This is a genomic window from Cohnella zeiphila (genome assembly GCF_014212055.1).
In the GTDB taxonomy this organism is placed as follows: domain Bacteria; phylum Bacillota; class Bacilli; order Paenibacillales; family Paenibacillaceae; genus Cohnella; species Cohnella zeiphila.
This window is the reverse complement of record NZ_JACJVO010000046.1, coordinates 35,096-52,757: the sequence shown is the minus strand read 5'-3', so window position 1 is coordinate 52,757 and position 17,662 is coordinate 35,096. Positions and strand designations below refer to the sequence as shown.

At 60.8% G+C, this 17,662-nt stretch carries 11 protein-coding genes; all 11 read left to right on the top strand.

Annotation, left to right across the window (positions count from 1 at the left end):
• Positions 1-306: 306 nt before the first annotated feature.
• Positions 307-1,410: a Gfo/Idh/MocA family protein gene (locus H7C18_RS30675; protein WP_185132942.1), complete on the top strand. Its 1,104-nt coding sequence runs from the start codon at positions 307-309 to the stop codon at positions 1,408-1,410.
• A 31-nt stretch (positions 1,411-1,441) separates the two neighbouring features.
• Complete coding sequence (locus H7C18_RS30670) at positions 1,442-2,341, top strand: ABC transporter permease subunit (RefSeq protein WP_185132941.1); 900 nt, start codon at positions 1,442-1,444, stop codon at positions 2,339-2,341.
• Positions 2,341-3,171, top strand: a complete 831-nt coding sequence (locus H7C18_RS30665) for a carbohydrate ABC transporter permease (protein ID WP_185132940.1) — start codon at positions 2,341-2,343, stop codon at positions 3,169-3,171. Before H7C18_RS30670 ends, H7C18_RS30665 begins: the two co-directional genes overlap by 1 nt.
• A gap of 21 nt (positions 3,172-3,192) precedes the next feature.
• Complete coding sequence (locus H7C18_RS30660) at positions 3,193-4,584, top strand: ABC transporter substrate-binding protein (protein WP_185132939.1); 1,392 nt, start codon at positions 3,193-3,195, stop codon at positions 4,582-4,584.
• 35 nt (positions 4,585-4,619) lie between these two features.
• Entirely contained in the window at positions 4,620-6,047 is a 1,428-nt protein-coding gene (locus H7C18_RS30655; protein ID WP_185132938.1) for an ABC transporter substrate-binding protein, read from the top strand.
• Positions 6,048-6,087: 40 nt separating this feature from the next.
• On the top strand, positions 6,088-9,468 hold the full coding sequence (locus tag H7C18_RS30650) for a DUF4832 domain-containing protein (RefSeq protein WP_185132937.1): 3,381 nt from the start codon (positions 6,088-6,090) through the stop codon (positions 9,466-9,468).
• 192 nt (positions 9,469-9,660) lie between these two features.
• The gene (locus H7C18_RS30645; protein ID WP_185132936.1) at positions 9,661-10,704 is read left to right on the top strand and encodes a substrate-binding domain-containing protein; all 1,044 of its coding nucleotides are present in this window, start codon (positions 9,661-9,663) and stop codon (positions 10,702-10,704) included.
• Between the two features lie 205 nt (positions 10,705-10,909).
• Positions 10,910-12,370, top strand: a complete 1,461-nt coding sequence (locus H7C18_RS30640) for an MFS transporter (RefSeq protein ID WP_238358085.1) — start codon at positions 10,910-10,912, stop codon at positions 12,368-12,370.
• A 177-nt stretch (positions 12,371-12,547) separates the two neighbouring features.
• Positions 12,548-13,132: a YdhK family protein gene (locus H7C18_RS30635; RefSeq protein WP_185132935.1), complete on the top strand. Its 585-nt coding sequence runs from the start codon at positions 12,548-12,550 to the stop codon at positions 13,130-13,132.
• Positions 13,133-13,337: 205 nt separating this feature from the next.
• Positions 13,338-16,526: a sugar-binding protein gene (locus tag H7C18_RS30630; protein ID WP_185132934.1), complete on the top strand. Its 3,189-nt coding sequence runs from the start codon at positions 13,338-13,340 to the stop codon at positions 16,524-16,526.
• A 94-nt stretch (positions 16,527-16,620) separates the two neighbouring features.
• Positions 16,621-17,661, top strand: a complete 1,041-nt coding sequence (locus H7C18_RS30625) for an S-layer homology domain-containing protein (protein WP_185132933.1) — start codon at positions 16,621-16,623, stop codon at positions 17,659-17,661.
• Position 17,662 lies beyond the last annotated feature (1 nt).

Here is a 17,662-nt window from a genome sequence, read left to right as displayed (position 1 = left end):
CCGGACGGCAAGCCGTCTCATCCGGCGTCATCGACGCGGACGAGACGGCTTTTTTGGCATGCACGGGCCTTGATCTTTGGGATTTGCCGCAAATTATACGCAACTGACCGCGATTCGAAGAATGCTGGAAGCAAGCGCCACAGTTTGTAACCAAGCCATAATGAGCGGCCGATATTTTTCGTAAATCCGCGGAATTATTTCAGACTATTTGCGCAAAACGGATTGACCGTTTGCTTATTTTTGCGTATATTATGCTTATCATTTGCCGCAAATTGCATTCATTTTTACGATGGTGGGGGAGACAACTTGAACAAACGAATTCGAGTGGCGCTCGTCGGTTTGGGAGATATGGGGGCCGGACACCTGTACGGCTTCGATAGAATTCCGGAGTGCGAGATTACGTGGGTGGCCGATTCGCACGAGGCCAACCTCGCGCGGGCAATGGGATATCTGAAGCACAACAAGCCGCAGGTGTGCGGCACGCACGAGGAGCTTCTGGCACATGCCGACGATTACGACGCGGTCGTCATCTCCGTTCCGAACTACTTGCACCGCGACGTTGCGCTTCCTTTTATCGCTTTGGGCAAGCCGGTGTTTCTGGAAAAGCCGGTTGCGCCGACGCTGGCCCAATGCGACGAAATCATCAAGGCGGCGGACGAGCGCGGCGTTCCCGTGCAGATCGGGCTCGTCTACCGTTACTCCAACGTGTATGTCCGCATGGCCAAGGAATTGGAGCAGGGCCGGTTGGACGACGTGACGATGATGTGGTGCAAGGAGTTCCGCGATCCGTTCCCGCCCGTGGACTGGTTCTACGACGAGACCAAATCGGGCGGAGCGCTGGTCGAGAAGGACTGCCATCACTTCGATATCTTCAACTGGATGATTCGGGCGAAGCCCGTCCGGGTGTTCGCGTCGGGCGGTCAGCATGTCATCCGCAAAGGCGAAGACGCGGTCATCACGAACCATTACACGCACTACTCGCCCCGCACGATGAACGCCAGCACGATCGTCGATCACGCCTGGGTGACCGTCGATTACGACAACGGAAGCAAAGCGATGCTCGGCCTCTGCATGTACCTGAAGCCTTACAACCTGATGGACGAAGGGCTCGAGATCGGCTTGATCGGCCGCAACGGCGCCCAGATGGTGGCCAAGAAGGACAAGACGCTCGACATCTTCGGCGGCGCCGACTTCACCCGGGAGCATATCGACCTGGACATCGTGAGCGATTCCGTGGACGGAGGCCATACCGGGAGCCAGAAGCAGCGCTACGCTTTTCTGAATACCGTCCGGACCGGAGAACGTCCGTTTGCGGACCTTCAGGTCGGCCGCGACGCGCTGCTGATCGCCCTAGCGGCCGAACGTTCGGTCAAGGAAGAACGCTACGTTTATTTGAACGAACTGCGGTAATGCCCGAGGAATAAGGGGGGAGGGGAAAAGAGTGATTAAAAGGTGGAGGGAAGAAGGGGCGTTCCTGCTGTTCATCTCGCCGTGGATCGTCGGCTTTCTGGCCTTCTTCGTCGGTCCCGCGTTTACGAGCCTGATCTACAGCTTCGCGGATTACAATGCGATCACGGCGCCCCACTGGATCGGATTCGGCAATTACGAGAAGCTTTGGTCCGACGAAGTGTACCTGCACAGCTTGCGCAACACGCTGTACTTCGTGTTCATCGGGGTTCCCGTCACCGTCGGCTTTCAGATTCTGCTGTCGCTTCTGCTCAACATCGAACTGCCGGGAATCCGCACTTTTCGCACGCTGTATTATTTGCCCTACCTGGTTCCGCCCGTCGCGACCGTCGTCATCTGGCTCATCCTGTTCGGCTCCGGGGACGGCGTCGTCAACTCCATCCTCCTTTGGTTCCAGGGGGCCCGGATCGACTGGATGGGCAGCGAAGGCTTGATCAAGCCGGTCATCATCACGATCGGCATGTGGATGTCCGGCGGTTCGGTGCTCGTCTTCCTGGCCGGGCTCAAGGGGATTCCGAAGCCGCTGTACGAAGCGGCGAGAATCGACGGCTCGGGGCCGATCCGGACGTTCTTCAACATTACGCTGCCGATGCTGACGCCGACCATCCTGTTTACCGTCGTCATGCAGATGATCTACTACTTCCAGATGTTCACGGAAGCGATGCTGCTCAGCAAGGGCGGACCGGACTACGCTTCGCAAACCTACATGATGAATACATACCAAGTCGCGTTCCGCGATCTCGACTTCGGCTATGCGATGGCTCAGTCGTGGGTTTTGTTTTTTATCATTCTCATCATTACGGTCGCCCTGATGAAGTCCTCGAATCGCTGGGTCTATTATGAAGGCGACGAGAAAGGGGGCGGCAACAGCTGATGCGCACGGCCAAAATCGTCAATCGCTCCACGCAATACCTGTTTCTGCTCATCGGCCTTCTCCTCTTTATCGGTCCGCTCCTTTGGCTGATCTCCACGATGCTGAAGACGCAGGACCAGACATACGTTTTCCCGCCGAAGCTGTTTCCCCATCCGTTCACGCTCAGCGCTTTCTCCCGGCTGTTCGAGACGATGACGCTGATGCCGAGATGGATTCTGAACTCGTTCATCGTGTCCGGCATCAACGGGATCGGTACCGTTCTGTCGAGCTCGCTGATCGCTTTCGGGTTCGCCCGGACGAAGTCGCGGATGCGCCCGGCGCTGTTCGTCATCGTGATGGCGACGCTCATGATCCCGTCCCAGGTGACGCTCATCCCGATGTACATCATGTTCAGCAAGATCGGATGGTACGACACCTGGCTGCCGCTTACGGTTCCCGTTCTGCTGGCGAGCCCGTACTTCATCTTCCTGTTCCGCCAATATTTCCTCACGCTGCCGCGAGAGCTCGACGAAGCGACTTACGTGGACGGAGGCGGTTACTGGACGATCTACCGAAAGGTCATTTTTCCGCTGTCCGGTCCCATTCTCATCACGGGCTTCATCTTCTCCTTTGTCTTCACGTGGACCGACTACTTCACGCCGCTTATCTTCATCCAGTCCGAGAAGCTGCAGATGATGAGCGTCGGCTTGCAGCTCATCATGGGCAAAAACTCGCAGGATCTTCCGATGATGGCCGCGGGCTCGTTCCTTGCTCTGCTGCCGATCGCCGTTATTTATTTCACAGCCCAGAAGTACTTCGTCGAAGGCGTCGTCATGTCGGGAATCAAATAAGAAAAAGGGGAGAGTGCATCCATGGCGTCCAGAGGATTCGCAATCCGAGCGAAGTGGTTGTTCCCGCTGCTCGGAGCCAGCCTGGCATTGACCGCTTGCGGAGGGAACAACGACAAGGGCGCGGCGACGGGCTCGCCGTCAGCTCCTTCCGCATCGTCCGCTTCCGAATCCGCGGGTTCGGGCGATCCCACGTCGCTGAAAGCCAAGCTTACGTTCATGCAGTGGGGGACGCAGGAGGAGGTCAATCAGACCAAAGAGCTGCTCAAGCTGTTTAACGCGAAGTACCCGGACATTCAGGTCGACGTCGTGTCCAAGGATTGGGAGACGTACTGGACTGCCATTACCGCCCAAGCGGCGTCCCAATCGCTGCCGGACGTATTCAAGATGGATGAAGCGTATCTCGACAAGTACGCCAAGCTGGGCGCGATGAAGGATCTCACGGATCTGATGGCCCGCAACTCCTTCGATGCGTCCGAGTTCGAGCCGAACGTCATGAAGAAGCTTCAATCGGGCGGCAAGCAATATGCGCTCCCCCGCGACGCGAATACGATCGTCGTGTTCTACAACAAGAAGCTGTTCGCCGACCCGAAGACGAATCCGCAGGGCGCCCCGGTGCCGACGGGCGAGATGACGTGGGACCAGATGACGGACATCGCGAAGAAGATGACGCTCGACAAATCCGGCAGAACGGCCGCGGATCCCGGCTTCGACGCTTCGAGCATTTCCCAGTGGGGGCTGATGATGGACGCCGCGGGCTCGGCCGACTCCGTTCTCGAATCCCAGCTCTGGTCGAACGGCGCCAAGCTGGTGAACGACGACGAATCGTTCGCGATGAACAGTCCCGAAGCGCTTGAGGTGCTGACCCGTTTCCGCGACCTGATCACGCAGCAGCACGTCGTGCCTACTTTCGGCCAGGCTCAATCGCTGTCCAAGGATCCGTTCCTCTCGCTCACCACGGGCAAAGTCGCCGTCAGCTTCGGCGGAAGCTGGAACACGAGCGAATACAAGACGGCCGGCATCGATTTCGAAGCGATTCTGCCGCCCAAATTCAAAGAAGAGAAGACCGTCGTGCAGGAGACCGGCTACGCGATCGGACCGACGACGAAGGAAGAGCAAGCGGCGTGGACGCTCGTCAATTGGCTGTCCGGTCCGGAAGGCCAGATCGCGCTGGCCGAGCAAGGCCAATCCGTTCCCGCCAACAAGAAAGCGTCGGACGCGTTCCTGGCGAAAGACGAAGGCTACGACAAGCAAGTATTCATCGATTCCCAGAAGTACGCGATCCCCGTGCCGTTCTTCGACGGAAAGGAGAAGCTGCTGTGGGACATCATCCCGCAGAAGCTGGCGAATCCGTTGTCCGGCAAGGGCGATCTTCAGAAAGCCATAGAGGACATCCAGAAAGCGTACGGCAAGTAATGCGTGTTTTTAAACGATCAGGGGAGGTTGCAACCATGCAACAGAAGACAGTCGTCAAGGCCATGATTCCGCTCGCTGCACTGGGACTCATCTTATCCGCATGCTCCGGCAATAACTCGAATTCGAACTCCGGCTCGTCCGCTTCGTCGTCGCCGCCCGCATCCGGCAGTTCCGGTCCGTCCGCAAGTTCGTCATCAAGCCCGTCCGGCAGCCCGTCCGCCAGCCCTTCGGCATCGGCCGACGAGCCGTCCGGCAAAGTGACGTACATGATGTGGGGGACCGAGGAGGAGGTCAACCAGACGAAGGATCTGCTCAAGAAGTTCAACGAGAAGTATCCGAAGGTTCAGGTGGACGTCGTCTCCAAGGACTGGGGAACCTATTGGACCGCCATCACCGCGCAGGCCGCTTCAAAGAGCTTGCCGGACGTCTATAAGATGAGCTACGCTTATGTAGACAAGTACGCCAAGCTCGGGGCCATGAAAGATTTGACCGATCTCATCGCCAGCTCCGGGTTCAACCTGAACGATTTCGAACCGGGCGTGCTCGCCGCCCATCAATCCGGAGGCAAGCAGGTGTCGCTGCCGCGGGATTCGAACACGATCGTTCTCTATTACAATAAGAAGATGTTCGCGGATCCGAAGACGAATCCGCTCGGGGCGCCGGTTCCGACGAACGACATGACCTGGGACCAGCTGATCGACATCGCGAAGAAGATGACGATCGACAAGAGCGGCAAGACGGCGGCCGATTCCGGCTTCAAGCCGGATCAGACGACCCAGTGGGGCTTCGTCATGGACGCGGCCGGTTCCGCCGATTCCGTGCTGGAGCCAGAGCTGTGGTCGAACGGGGCCAAGATGGTGAACGACGACGAGTCGCTGGCGCTGAATACGCCGGAGGCGAAGGAAGTGCTGCAGAAGTTCGCCGATCTCGTCGCCGTCGATCACGTGACGCCGTCGTTCAGCCAGAGCCAGACGCTGTCCAAGGATCCGTTCCTGGCGCTGGCGACAGGCAAAGTCGCCATGAGCTTCGGCGGCAGCTGGAGCGCGAACGAGTACAAGAAGGCGGGCATCGAATTCGACGCGGTGCTGCCGCCCAAGTTCAAGGAGACGAAGACGGTCGTTCAGGTGGCGGGCAACGCCATGAGCCCGAATTCCAAGAACGAACCCGCCGCCTGGGCGCTGCTCAGCTGGCTGGCCGGACCGGACGGGCAGATCGCCCTTGCCGAGCAAGGCCAATCGATTCCGGCGAACAAGCAGGCGGCCGCGGCTTACCTGGCCATCGACGACGGCTACAACAAACAGACCTTTATCGAAGCGCAGAAGTACGCCATCACCGCTCCTTTCTTCGACGGCAAGGATAAGCTCATGTGGGAGATCGTGCCGCAGAAGCTGCAGCAGCCGCTGTCGGGCAAAGGCGACATCGACAAGGCGATCGAGGAGATCAAGAAGCTTTACGGGAAGTAAAACAGAGCGAATCTGACCAGTAAGGGAGGATGCGGAGAAAATGGCGATATCGAACCTGACGCGGCGATGGCTGCAGGCGGGATCGGCTGCTATTCTCGCATCCTCTCTGGCCGTTCAAGGAGCGGCGGCTTCGGCTGCCGCTCCTTCGGCCGGAGAGGATGCGGGATTCAATGGAGAGCCGGGGCAATGGAGCGGCATTCCGAGCGCAAGCGTGGAGCTTGCGCAGACGCTGGAGGAAATGAAAGCGGTTCAGCAGGACGGCAAGCTGAAGCTGCTCGTTCGCGGTCCGGGCTTGGACCGCAAGGGCATCTGGTACGTCGACGCCGACGGAGACGAGAAGACGGGGCTTCCCGCGCCGTATTGGGCGAACGGCGGCGGCATCGATCTCAAAATCTCGCAAGGAGTCGTATGGAAGGCGACAGGCGGCAAATGGGTGCGCGCGGGAACCGCGGAGACGAAGACGGCAGGGGACGTCATGGAGGCCGAAGCGGATCTGGACGCGCTCGGATTCGGCGGCGGCTCCGTCGCCATGAGAGCCGCGTTCATGCTGGAGGGCGATCAATATTTGCCGGCGCCGGGCAAGACGATGCTGGTCGTTCCGCCGCCGGCCGGATCGGCGTTCGGGCCCGACGTTCAGGTGACGGTGGACGCCGAGGCGGACGATTGGAGCTCCGTCGAACCGGCCGCCCGATCTGCCGACGGCAAGACGACGCTTTATGCCGCCGAGGAGGGAAGCAGCCTCGTGCTGCTCGTCACCGGGAAGCTCGCGGAATTCAACGATATTTATTTGGATACCGACCGCAGCGGCGATACCGGCTACGGGGACGTCGGCTGGCCTTCCTTCGGCGGAGACTGGCTTGTCGAGAACGGCGGGCTGTACCAAAGCACCGGAGCCGGCTGGAATTGGGGGCCGGCGGACGGCACGGGCATCGAGTACAAGCAGGCGGGAAGCGGCGACTCGAGCACGGCGGAGTATCGCATTCCCCTGTCGCTGATCGGGCTGGCCGCTCCCAAGCCGATCGCCGTCGGCTTTACGTCGAGCGGCGTAACCGTTCCCGCCGCGGACGTCCGGCCGCCGCTGGTCGCGCCTTCCTTGCCCAAATTGACGGCGGACGGGGACCCGTCGGAGTGGGCATCCCTGCCGGTAACGGCCGAAGGTTCGGGCAAGGTGAAACTGCTCAAGGCGTTCGCGGACGAGAAGGTTCTGTCCGTCATGGCCGGAGCCGAGTCGTTCGACCAGGAGACCAACCTGTTCATCGATTCGGATAACGACGCGGACACGGGCTACAACGGCTGGGAGTACAAGCGCACGGGCGCGGACTACCTGGCGCAGAACGGCAAGCTGTACCGGTATACCGGTCCCGGCTGGGCATGGGAGGAGCTTGGCCCGGCCGAATGGAAGGTGTCCGGGCAGGCGGACGCCGAAGGGCTGAAGAGCCTTGAGGTTCGGGCCGACCTATCGGCCTACCCGAACGCGGGAGCTTCGATGCGGGTGGCGATCGGAGTCGGTTCCGATTATGCGCCGGCCGTCGACTCCGAGGGCGAGTATGCCTTGGCGACGGGGAGAGGCGGCGCTCCGGTCAAGATCGACGGCCAAGCGGACGACTGGGACAATATCGACGCCGCGGCGAAAGGAACGGGAGAGAAAGTCAAGCTGAGCGCGGCGCAGACCGCCGACAAAATTTACTTGCTCGCGGAAGGCTCGGTCGATACGCGCAACGTCTTCTTCCTCGATACGGACGCCAGCGCCAAGACCGGCTTCAAGAAGACGGATTGGACAGGCACCGGGGCTGACGCGAAGATCGAATACAACCAGCTGTATCTTTTCGACGACAAGACCGGAAAGTGGAAGGAAGCGGGGCCCGTCAGGGCTGAAGTCCAAGAGGGACGCGCGCTGTTTTATTTTTACCGGGATCAGCTCGGCCTGAAGAAGACGGGGACGCTGTCCGTCGGTTACGTCGGCCGCGGCGCTTACCGTCTCCCCGCGGCTGGCCAGGGGCCGCTCGTTCTCAAATCTTCCGTCCCCGCCGCTTCCGGCAGCGCGTTCGTCCCCCGGGAAACGTTCGGCGTGCTGGACAACCCGTTGATGGGTTGGGTAGGCTGGTCGGGCAGGGGAAGCGAGGAATCGAAGCTGGCGCAGCCGCACAAGCTGGTCTATGCCAATATCTCCTGGCAGGCTCTTGAACCGGAGAAGGGCAAGTTCGACTGGGCGGGCATCGAGAAGGAGTTCCAATTCGCCAAATGGAAGGCGGAAGGAACGCGAATCGTTCTCCGCTTCGTGCTCGACGATCCGGGCGATCCGGACATGGACATCCCCCAATGGCTGTACGACGAATTGGTACAGGCGGAAGGGGAAGACGGCGCCGGCAAATGGTACGATACGCCCGACACGGTCGTCGGCAAAGGATTTGCGCCAAATTATGCAAGCCCGACCTTGATCGCGGAACACGAGAGGGTGCTGACCGAGCTTGGCAAGCGCTATGACGCAGATCCTTTCGTAGCGTTCATCGAGATCGGAAGCCTCGGGCATTGGGGCGAGTTCCATAACTGGCCGGAGGAAGTGTCCGGCGCGTTCCCGAAGCTCGCGGTATCCGACCAATACGTGGAGCAGTACCTCCACGCATTCCCGCATAAGCTGATCGGCATGCGCAAGCCGTTCCCGATCGCCGCCGACAATCGGCTCGGGCTGTTCAACGATGTGTTCGGCAGCAAGGGATCGACGGACGAATGGGTGAACTGGACGAAAGAAGGCTGGAACGAGATCGGCTCCTACGTCAATGAGGGGCAGGATCCGGAAGCGGTGCAGAACGCCTCCAAAATGCCGGACTTCTGGAAATACAACTTTTCGGGAGGAGAGTTTTATAACGGCGACCCGCTTCTCTCCTTGACGGACGATACGATCATGGAGACTTTGCGCCAAACCCGGGCCAGCCATACGTCCTGGCTGGGGCCGTCTTCGCCGGCGCCGTTCGTGCTCGGCAAGGACATCGACGAAGAAGTGCAGGCGAACATCGATCTGGTGCTGGGCACGATGGGGTACCGTTTCGTGCTGGAGTCGGTGTCGCATGACGGCAAGAGCCGGCCGGGCAGCTCGCTGTCCGTTCGGATGACCTGGAACAACAAAGGCGTTGCGCCGTTCTACGAGGAGTGGCCGCTGGCTCTCGCGCTGATCGACTCCCGCGGCAAGCTGGTGAAGGGCAGCGTACAGTCTGTCGATGGCGCGGATCTTCCCGATTGGCTGCCCGGACGGCAGGAGCTGAAGGCAAGCTACAAGCTGCCGGCCGGCCTGGCCGCAGGCAACTATCGGCTGGCCGTGGCGATTCTGGACCCGGCGACGGGCAAGCCCGGCATGCATCTTGCCGTCGAAGGGGAACGCAGCGACGGCTGGACGACCCTCGACCGGCTGCAGATCGTGAAATAACGGACCTCCGGGAAGCCGGATCGGCCCCAGGAAGGACCCGAGCGCCGATCGCCTCAAGCGATCGCCGGCGCCCGGGTTTTCTTTTGCGGCGGGAAGCTCCCTCAAAGTTGACATGGTTGTGACCGTTCCGCTATGATGAATGTAAACGTTTGGCGCAAATAGACAAAACAGATATCCAAAGGAGTGAGAGACGTGACAACGTTGAAAGACGTCGCCCAGCACGTTGGCGTCTCCATATCGACGGTTTCTCGCGTGGTAAACAATGAGGCTACCCGCTCTGTCAATCCGGAGACCCGGCGCAAGATATGGGATGCCGTCACGGAGCTCGGCTACCAGCCCAACAAGTGGGCGCGGCAATTGGTCAAGGGCGGCCAGAACGCCCCGTCGGTCGCGGCTCGCGTCGGCTGCATCGTAGCGGTAACGCAGAACAAATACAACCATCCTTATTTCTCCGGCATTCTGGAGGGAATCGAGAAAGGGCTCGTCGATAACGGCTACGAGTTGGCTTACGTGCAGACCGGAGACGATCTGCGCAACCCCGCGACGCTGCATCGCATTCTTCACGAGAACGTCGCGGACGGTCTTATTCTCGTCGAGGGCCTGGAGCCTTCCCTTTACGAGATGCTGCGCAAGTCCGTTCCCTATCTCGTCGGCGTGGACGTGTCGGACCCCGGCATTCCGCGCGTAACCTATGACCGGGTGGAGGCGGCCAAGGCCGCCGTGCAGCATCTATTGGACCAAGGGCACAAGCGCATCGCTTTTATCGGAGGTTCCGGCTTGTCTCAGGATATGGTGAAAGAGAAGCGCTACAGAGGATACCGGGAAGCGCTTCGGGAAGCGGGGATCGAGGCGCTGCCCGAATGGATTCTGAACTCGCATTGGGACGTGGAGACGAGCTACCAAATCACGAAGGAGCTTCTTCAGAGCGGGAAGAAGCGGCCGACGGCCATCTTCGCCGCCAGCGACATGATGGCGATCTCGGCCATGCGGGCGGCGAACGAGTGCGGCTTGCGCATTCCGGACGACCTGGCGTTCGTCGGCATCGACAATATCGAGATGTCGGCTTACAGCTCGCCGCCGCTCACGACGGTTCACATCCCCAAGTTCGAAATCGGCAGCATCGCCGCCAAAACGATGATCGACTACATTCACGGCAAGTACCCTCTTCCGGTCAAAATCTCGGTGCCGTTCGAGCTGAAAGTCCGAGCTTCCTCGGTGTCCGAGTCCAAATCATAGAACGGCCAGCCGAAAGCGAGCCGAACGGTCCCATGGGTTTTCGTCCCGAGGGATCGTTCTTTTTTGTCGGCGCAGTTTTCCCGAAGAGCCGCTTCCCGGTGCATGATCGCCCTGTCTCCCGCGGATATTAACGGCGTGGTGATTATGGTGGAACGGGGAGCATACGCCGGTGGAGGAACGCGAGCTCAAAGGATGGAAGGCGGGGCTGCCGCTTCGAAGAAAAGCCAGGCCGCCGAAGCTGAGGAAGCAGGATATTACGGTCGTCGATACGAGATCCGCGCGCAAAGCCGTGGTGGCGACCGCGCTCGGCAACGCCATGGAGTGGTTCGACTTCGGAATTTACTCTTATTTGGCGGTCACGATCGGCAAGGTGTTTTTTCCGGCCATGAGCGGTCCGGTTCAACTTGTGTACACGTTCGCCACGTTCTCCGTCGCCTTTATCGTACGTCCGTTCGGAGGCTTGTTTTTTGGAAGGCTCGGGGACCGGTTGGGGCGCAAAAAGATATTGACGGTCACGCTGCTGATGATGTCGCTCGCCACGCTGAGCATCGGGCTGATTCCGAGCTATGCGTCCATCGGCGCGACGGCATCCGTCCTGCTGCTCCTGGCCCGGCTGGTGCAAGGATTCTCCACGGGCGGCGAGTACTCCGGCGCGATGACATTTATCGCGGAGTCGACGCCGGATAAGAAACGGGGATTTCTGTCCAGCGGCCTGGAGGTGGGGACGCTAGCCGGCTATATTGCCGGCTCGGGACTCGTGACGCTGCTCACGTACCTGCTCGGGGAGAGCGGCATGATCGCCTGGGGGTGGCGGATTCCGTTTTTCGTGGCGGCGCCGATCGGCCTTGTCGGTCTCTACTTGCGCAACCACTTGGAGGAGACGCCCGCTTTCGAAGCCATGGAGCAGTCGAAGGAAAGCCGGAAGTCGGCTCCGCTCAAGGAGATGCTGTCGGTCCATTGGCGGGCGCTCGCGATCGGCATGGTGCTCGTCTTCTTTTACAATGTCGTCGATTACATGGTGCTGTCCTACATGCCGTCCCATCTCACCGCGGTGCTGGGGTACGGGGAGACGAAGGGGCTTCTGCTCATTCTGATCGTCATGTTCATCATGATTCCGATCGTGCTGGCGATGGGCTTTTTCAGCGACCGGGTCGGCAACAAGCGGATTATTCAGGGAGGCTTGATCGGGCTGCTCGTCCTGTCCTTGCCGGCCTTCCTCTGGATCGGCAGCGGAAATAACGGCCTCGTGTTCGCCGGCCTGCTTTGCTTGGCCGTCTTCTTGGCTTGCTTCCAAGGAACGATGCCGTCCCTGCTGCCTGCCCTTTTCTTTACGGATGTGCGGTACGGGGCGCTCGCCATCACGTACAACGTATCCGCTTCGCTGTTCGGCGGCACGACTCCGCTCGTCATGGCCTGGCTGATCAATCTGACGGACAATCGGCTCGTTCCGGCATATTTCCTGGTCGGCACCTCGATCATCGGGCTGGCGGTTGTGACCATGTATGTAACGGAGACGTCCGGACGGGCGCTGCGCGGCTCGGCGCCGGCGGTGGAGGAGAAAAAGGAGATTCCGGACATTCTGGAAGAGCCGGAAGAAGCGATGTGGTGGTACGAGGAGCAGGTACAGCTCGAAGAAGCAGGCTCCCATCCGGAGTCCGACCGATAGCCGGCGCGGCACGCCTTGTTTTTCTCTTGCGGAAGCCAATGGTTGCTGCGGCTTCAGTGGCACCGGGGCGTGCCGTTTTTTTTCGGCTGCAAGGCCGAGTATTTGACTAATATACTATAGGGGGGTATACTATAAAAAGCGAGTGGATAAATTCGTCAGACGAGGAGCGTTGCGGCAATGAGGAAAAGATGGACTTTATACGGGATCCTGCTGTTGGTCGTTCTTGCTTTAAGCGCATGCGGAAAAAATACGAGCGATTCGGGCATGTCCGACATGGAAAGCATGGAAAGCATGAACCATTCCGGGTCCGGAGAAGTTCCCGCAGGGTTGAAGAAGGCGGAACATCCGGCCTTTCCGGAAGGCAGCCGCGCGATCATCAAAGCCGAACATATGGAAGGTATGAACGGAGCGAAGGCGACGATCGTGGGCGCCTACAGCACGACCGCGTATGTCGTATCGTATACGCCGACGACGGGCGGCAAGAGGGTGACCGGCCATAAATGGGTCATTCACGAGGAAATCAAGGATGCCGGAGACAAGCCGTTCCAACCCGGGGACGAGGTCGTTTTGCAAGCCGATCACATGGAAGGAATGGACGGAGCGAAGGCGACGATCGATTCCGCGGAGCAAACGACGGTTTATATGGTCGATTACATGCCGACCACGGGTGGGGAAATGGTGAAAAATCATAAATGGGTGACGGAGAGCGAACTTTCGAACGAGAGCGATGCCGCCGGCGGCGGCAAAATGTCAGGTATGTAGTCTAAACGGCCGATTGCGGCGTCACGTATGAATATTCGTACGGTCTCCTCGGGTTCGATTCCCGATGGGGACCGTTTTTTCGTTATCGCGAGAAAGTCACAAAAACGGCAACAAGGGCACATTACTGCATAGTCAGACTTGAGATACGAAATGTATCCTATTGGTGCATGACTTGTCAGGAACCGATCAGAGAGGAGATGAAAGGATGAACGGGAAGTTCAAATGGCTGAAGACGCTCGGCGTCGCAAGTCTGCTTCTCGGCGGCTTGAACGGGCTGCTCGCGTCGGCGGACCGGGCTGGGGCCGCGGCCGGAGACGGAACGGGAACCGCCGTTGCGTTCGACAGCTCGGGCAAGTTCAAGGACACGTTGGATTCGCTCGACCATGTGTTCAAGGCGGCGGGAGTCGCCGCGGCGGACGGGAAGGTAACGGGTCCGGGCGATCTGTATTACTATGCGGGCGATACCGAATTCAAAGGAGTGACGGTTGATGTAAACGCTGTCAAGTGGTCTTTGAATTACACCGGGTCCGACGGATTGAAAGTATTTGAGGCGAGCTACGACAGCGCGACGGGGACGTTCACGGACGGCGCCGAGGTGACGATGGTGCGGAAGCTGAAGCCCGACCTGCTGACCGACCGGAACCAACTGATCGCCAGCTACGTATCGGGTCCGATCGAGGCGGGGACCCGCTACCTGCATGTTCGCCTGCCGGAGTCCAGCTATTTTATCGATTCCTCCAGCTACGGCAATTTTGCGGTCGATACCATTACGATGACGAGCAAAGCTTCAGCCTCCGCCGCCAACGATTACGTGACGGATTCGTTGAAGGACTTCTCCGGCTTGGCGCCGGGAGCCGATCCGAGCAATTTGAATGCGGTCGGCCTGACGGACCCGGGACTGATCTGGGACGCCCGGACGTTCGGCAACCTCAGCTACGTCGAGCGTAAGGACGCGACGCTCGAGGATCGCGCGCTGACGTACGAAGTGCCCGAGGGGAAAACAGCCAAGAGCGTTTATGCGGAGGGCTACTTCAATTTTGTTCCGTCGGCGTACTTCCAAGTCTGGGCGTCGGCGGACGGCGCGAGCTACACGAACGTGACGCAGAGCGGCTCTTACCACCTGCCTTCCGTGGCCTACGACAGCAACTGGCTGCCGGTGACGGTCGACATTCCGAGTCTGCCGGCGGATACCCGGTTCGTGCAGATCCGTCAGCTGGCCTTTACTTCCGGCGAGCTGTACGGCATGAAGCATCCGCGGATGACCGGAATCGCCATCGGCTACGGCGAGCCGGCGGACGACGGAGGCTCGGAGGAGACGCCGGGTCTAACGACGATTAAGCAGGCGGGCGGCCCGGTCTCGATCAACGGCGCCGTCGAATTGGATGACAGCGGCAAGCCGACGGGCGAATGGCAGGGAGCGAACGCCATCACGCTGGCGGGCATCACCGATGCGAACGGCGACGATCACGGCGCGAAAATTTATTTCCAATACGACGCCGACAATCTGTACGTAGGCGCGCTTATTCAAGATCCGACACCGATGATCAACGAGAATACGGGCAGCGGGATTTGGGCCGGAGACAATCTGGAGCTGTTCGTCGGAACGGAGGATCTGGATTACAGCCAGCATCCGGAGCTGAAAAATACGATGCTGCCGAGCGACGTTCAGGTCGTCCTGAGCGGAAGCGTCAGCAACGGTCCGCAATCGTACGTATACCGCAATTCCGCGTTTATGTATCCGCCGATTCCGCTCGAGGCGGCGAAGGAAGCGAGCGGCTTGGGCTATACGCTGGAAGCGGCGATCCCGCTTAGCGAGCTCGGCATCTCGAATCCGTGGGACGGCAAGAGCATCCTGCTGAACGCGGTGCTGAACGACGGCGGATCTCCGAGCCGGGGCCAGTGGGGATGGACGACGACCGGGGAGACGCTCAAAAAAAGCAGAGGCCAATGGGGCACGGCCCGTCTGGAAGCCGGTTCTCCTCCGGCGCAGAACATTACCGCCGAAGCGAACGTCGACGAGTCGAACCGGATTACCGTGTCCGGCCGGACCCTCGACGTCGCCGGGAAAGACGTGACGCTCCGGGTGACCGATCCGAACGGCGCGACCGCTTACGTGGATCAGGCTCCGAGCGACTCGGATGGGCAATACGCCTTCACGTTCCCAATCGTCGGCGACGCCTACGCGAGCGGGTCCTATACGGCGGCGGTCGGCGGGGACGGCGTCGTCCGGCCGACGAGCGTAACGTTCGAATTTACGCCAGGGGATGAGGGAACGGAGCCGAGCGGCGGGCTGCAAGCGACGATTAGCGGCCCGGATACCGCGGCTCTCGGCAGCGAGATCCGGCTTCAGGCGGGCGTGCAGGGCGCCGGGGACCGGAAATTCAATATGATGCAGGCGGAAATCCATTACGACAAGGAAAAGCTTGCGTTCGATACCGATCCGCAGGACGGCAGCCGCCTCGCCGCCGATGTCGTGACGCCGGCCGTTCCGGGACTGAGCGTGCTGGACGCCGCGATCAAGCCGGATTCGGGCGCCATTCTGGTGCTGCTGGGCAGCACGGATCCGAACTTCGCGGCGCAAGGGCCGTTGTTTACGGTACGCGCCAAGGCGAAGCCGGACGCCGGGACCGGGGACACGGTCGTCACGATGCAGAACTTTCAGCTGTCCGACGAATCGGACGTAGCGGCGGCTGCGGACGGCACATTCTCGATCCGTCTGACGGCAGCCGACCATTCGGCGCTGGCGGCCGCCATCGAAGGCGCCAAGACGACGCTTGAAGGAGCGGTGGAGGGCGGCGGCGTCGGCCAATATCCGGTCGGCAGCAAAGCCGCGCTGCAGAGCGCCATCGACACGGCGCAGGCGGTTGCGGACCAGGCAGATGCCACGCAGGAAGAGCTGGCTGCCGCGCTCGCCGCGCTGAATCAAGCGGTGGCGGCGTTCCTCGGCAGCGTCAATCCTCCGGTCGTCTCCGCGGACAAGACGGCGCTGGAGCAGGAGATCGCAGCGGCGCAAGCGATCGTTCAAGCAGCCAAGGAAGGAACCAAGGTCGGGCAATATCCGAAGGCGGCAAGAGATGCGCTGCTCGCTGCGGTCGGGCAGGCGAACGGCGTGCTGCAGAGCCCGAGTGCGACGCAGACGGTTGTCGATCAGGCGGTCGCGGCGCTGCAAGCGGCGGTTCAAACGTTTAAGACCAAGCTGATTGCGCTTGTGCCCGGAGAACTCCGGCTGACGATCCGGGATCTGTCGGTCCTGGCGAAATATTACGGCATGAAGTCGGACGATCCGCATTGGACGGAGATCGCCCAGGCCGATCTGTTCGACGAAGGCGAGATTACGATCCGTTCGCTAGCGGGAATCGCGAAGATGATCGTCGACGATTGGCTGAACGAATAACCGCGGCCGAAGTCCGCAGCCTGCCCTCCGGGGCGAAGCGCGAAGGCGTTCCGTCCCGGCGGATGGGGCGGACAGCGGAGAGGAGAGGCACGGCATGGTGAAAAAAGCGCTCGCACTGCTGCTTCTGCTGGGCTTGGCGTTCTCGGCCGGACGGACGGCGGGAGCGTACGCGGAAGGCAAAGCTTCCGTCACGCTGTCCATCGACCGAACGAACTCGGCCGTCGGCTCAACTCTGAAGGTGACCTTGACCGGACGCTCTTTGTCCGACGTTTACGCGTACCAAGCCGTGCTCCGATACGACGACAAGCGTCTCAAGCTGAAGGGCGCCGCCGGTCCGTCGGACGGCTATGCGATCGATCCGATCGTGAAGAACGGCGAGATCACGATCGCGCATACGAAGGTCGGCAATCGGCGAGGAGACAGCGGCACGCTGACGCTGGCTACGCTGACGTTCGCGGCGGTGGCGCCCGGTCAGGCGCAAATATCGCTCGCGGAGACGAAGCTGGTCGATTCCGGCTTGAACGTCGCGACGGTGGCGGGAGGCGGCCGTGTGGGCGCGGCGATTGGGGGCTCCCAGGCCTTAAGCGACATCGCCGGCCACTGGGCGGAAGCCGCCATTCTCCGGGCTGCTGCGCTCGGCATCGTGCAGGGCGGCGCCGACGGCCGCTTCATGCCGAATCGCCCGGTGACGCGGGCGGAGTTCGCGGTCATGCTGGCCCGGGCCCTGCATCCGGAAGCGGGAGCGGGAGCTGGAAGCGGGCGCGTGTTCCGGGATTCGTCCGCCATTCCGTCCTGGGGGAAGGAAGACGTCGCCGCCGCGGCGGGAGCGGGCTGGATCGGCGGCTATGCCGACGGCCGGTTCCGTCCGGCCCAGCCGATCACGCGCGCCGAGCTCGCGGCGATGGCCGTTCGCTCCTCGGGCGGGAGGCCGGCCGGCACGGAGAAGCTAGCAGTTTACGCCGACGCGGATCGAATCGCCGCTTGGGCGCGCCCTTCCGTTGCGATCGCCACTGTGAGAAAGCTGTTGAGCGGAAGAAGCGGCGGGGTGTTTGCGCCCGACGGAGCGACGACCCGCGCGGAAGCGGCGGTTGTTCTGCTGCGAATGATCGATGCGAAGACAAGCGAAGGAGGATAAC

Excerpts from the sequence above, each read along its gene's own strand:
- H7C18_RS30635 (WP_185132935.1), top strand. The coding sequence starts at position 12,548 with ATGAGGAAAAGATGGACTTTATACGGGATCCTGCTGTTGGTCGTTCTT.
- H7C18_RS30660 (WP_185132939.1), top strand. The coding sequence starts at position 3,193 with ATGGCGTCCAGAGGATTCGCAATCCGAGCGAAGTGGTTGTTCCCGCTG.
- H7C18_RS30655 (WP_185132938.1), top strand. The coding sequence starts at position 4,620 with ATGCAACAGAAGACAGTCGTCAAGGCCATGATTCCGCTCGCTGCACTG.
- H7C18_RS30630 (WP_185132934.1), top strand. The coding sequence starts at position 13,338 with ATGAACGGGAAGTTCAAATGGCTGAAGACGCTCGGCGTCGCAAGTCTG.
- H7C18_RS30650 (WP_185132937.1), top strand. The coding sequence starts at position 6,088 with ATGGCGATATCGAACCTGACGCGGCGATGGCTGCAGGCGGGATCGGCT.
- H7C18_RS30625 (WP_185132933.1), top strand. The coding sequence starts at position 16,621 with ATGGTGAAAAAAGCGCTCGCACTGCTGCTTCTGCTGGGCTTGGCGTTC.
- H7C18_RS30665 (WP_185132940.1), top strand. The coding sequence starts at position 2,341 with ATGCGCACGGCCAAAATCGTCAATCGCTCCACGCAATACCTGTTTCTG.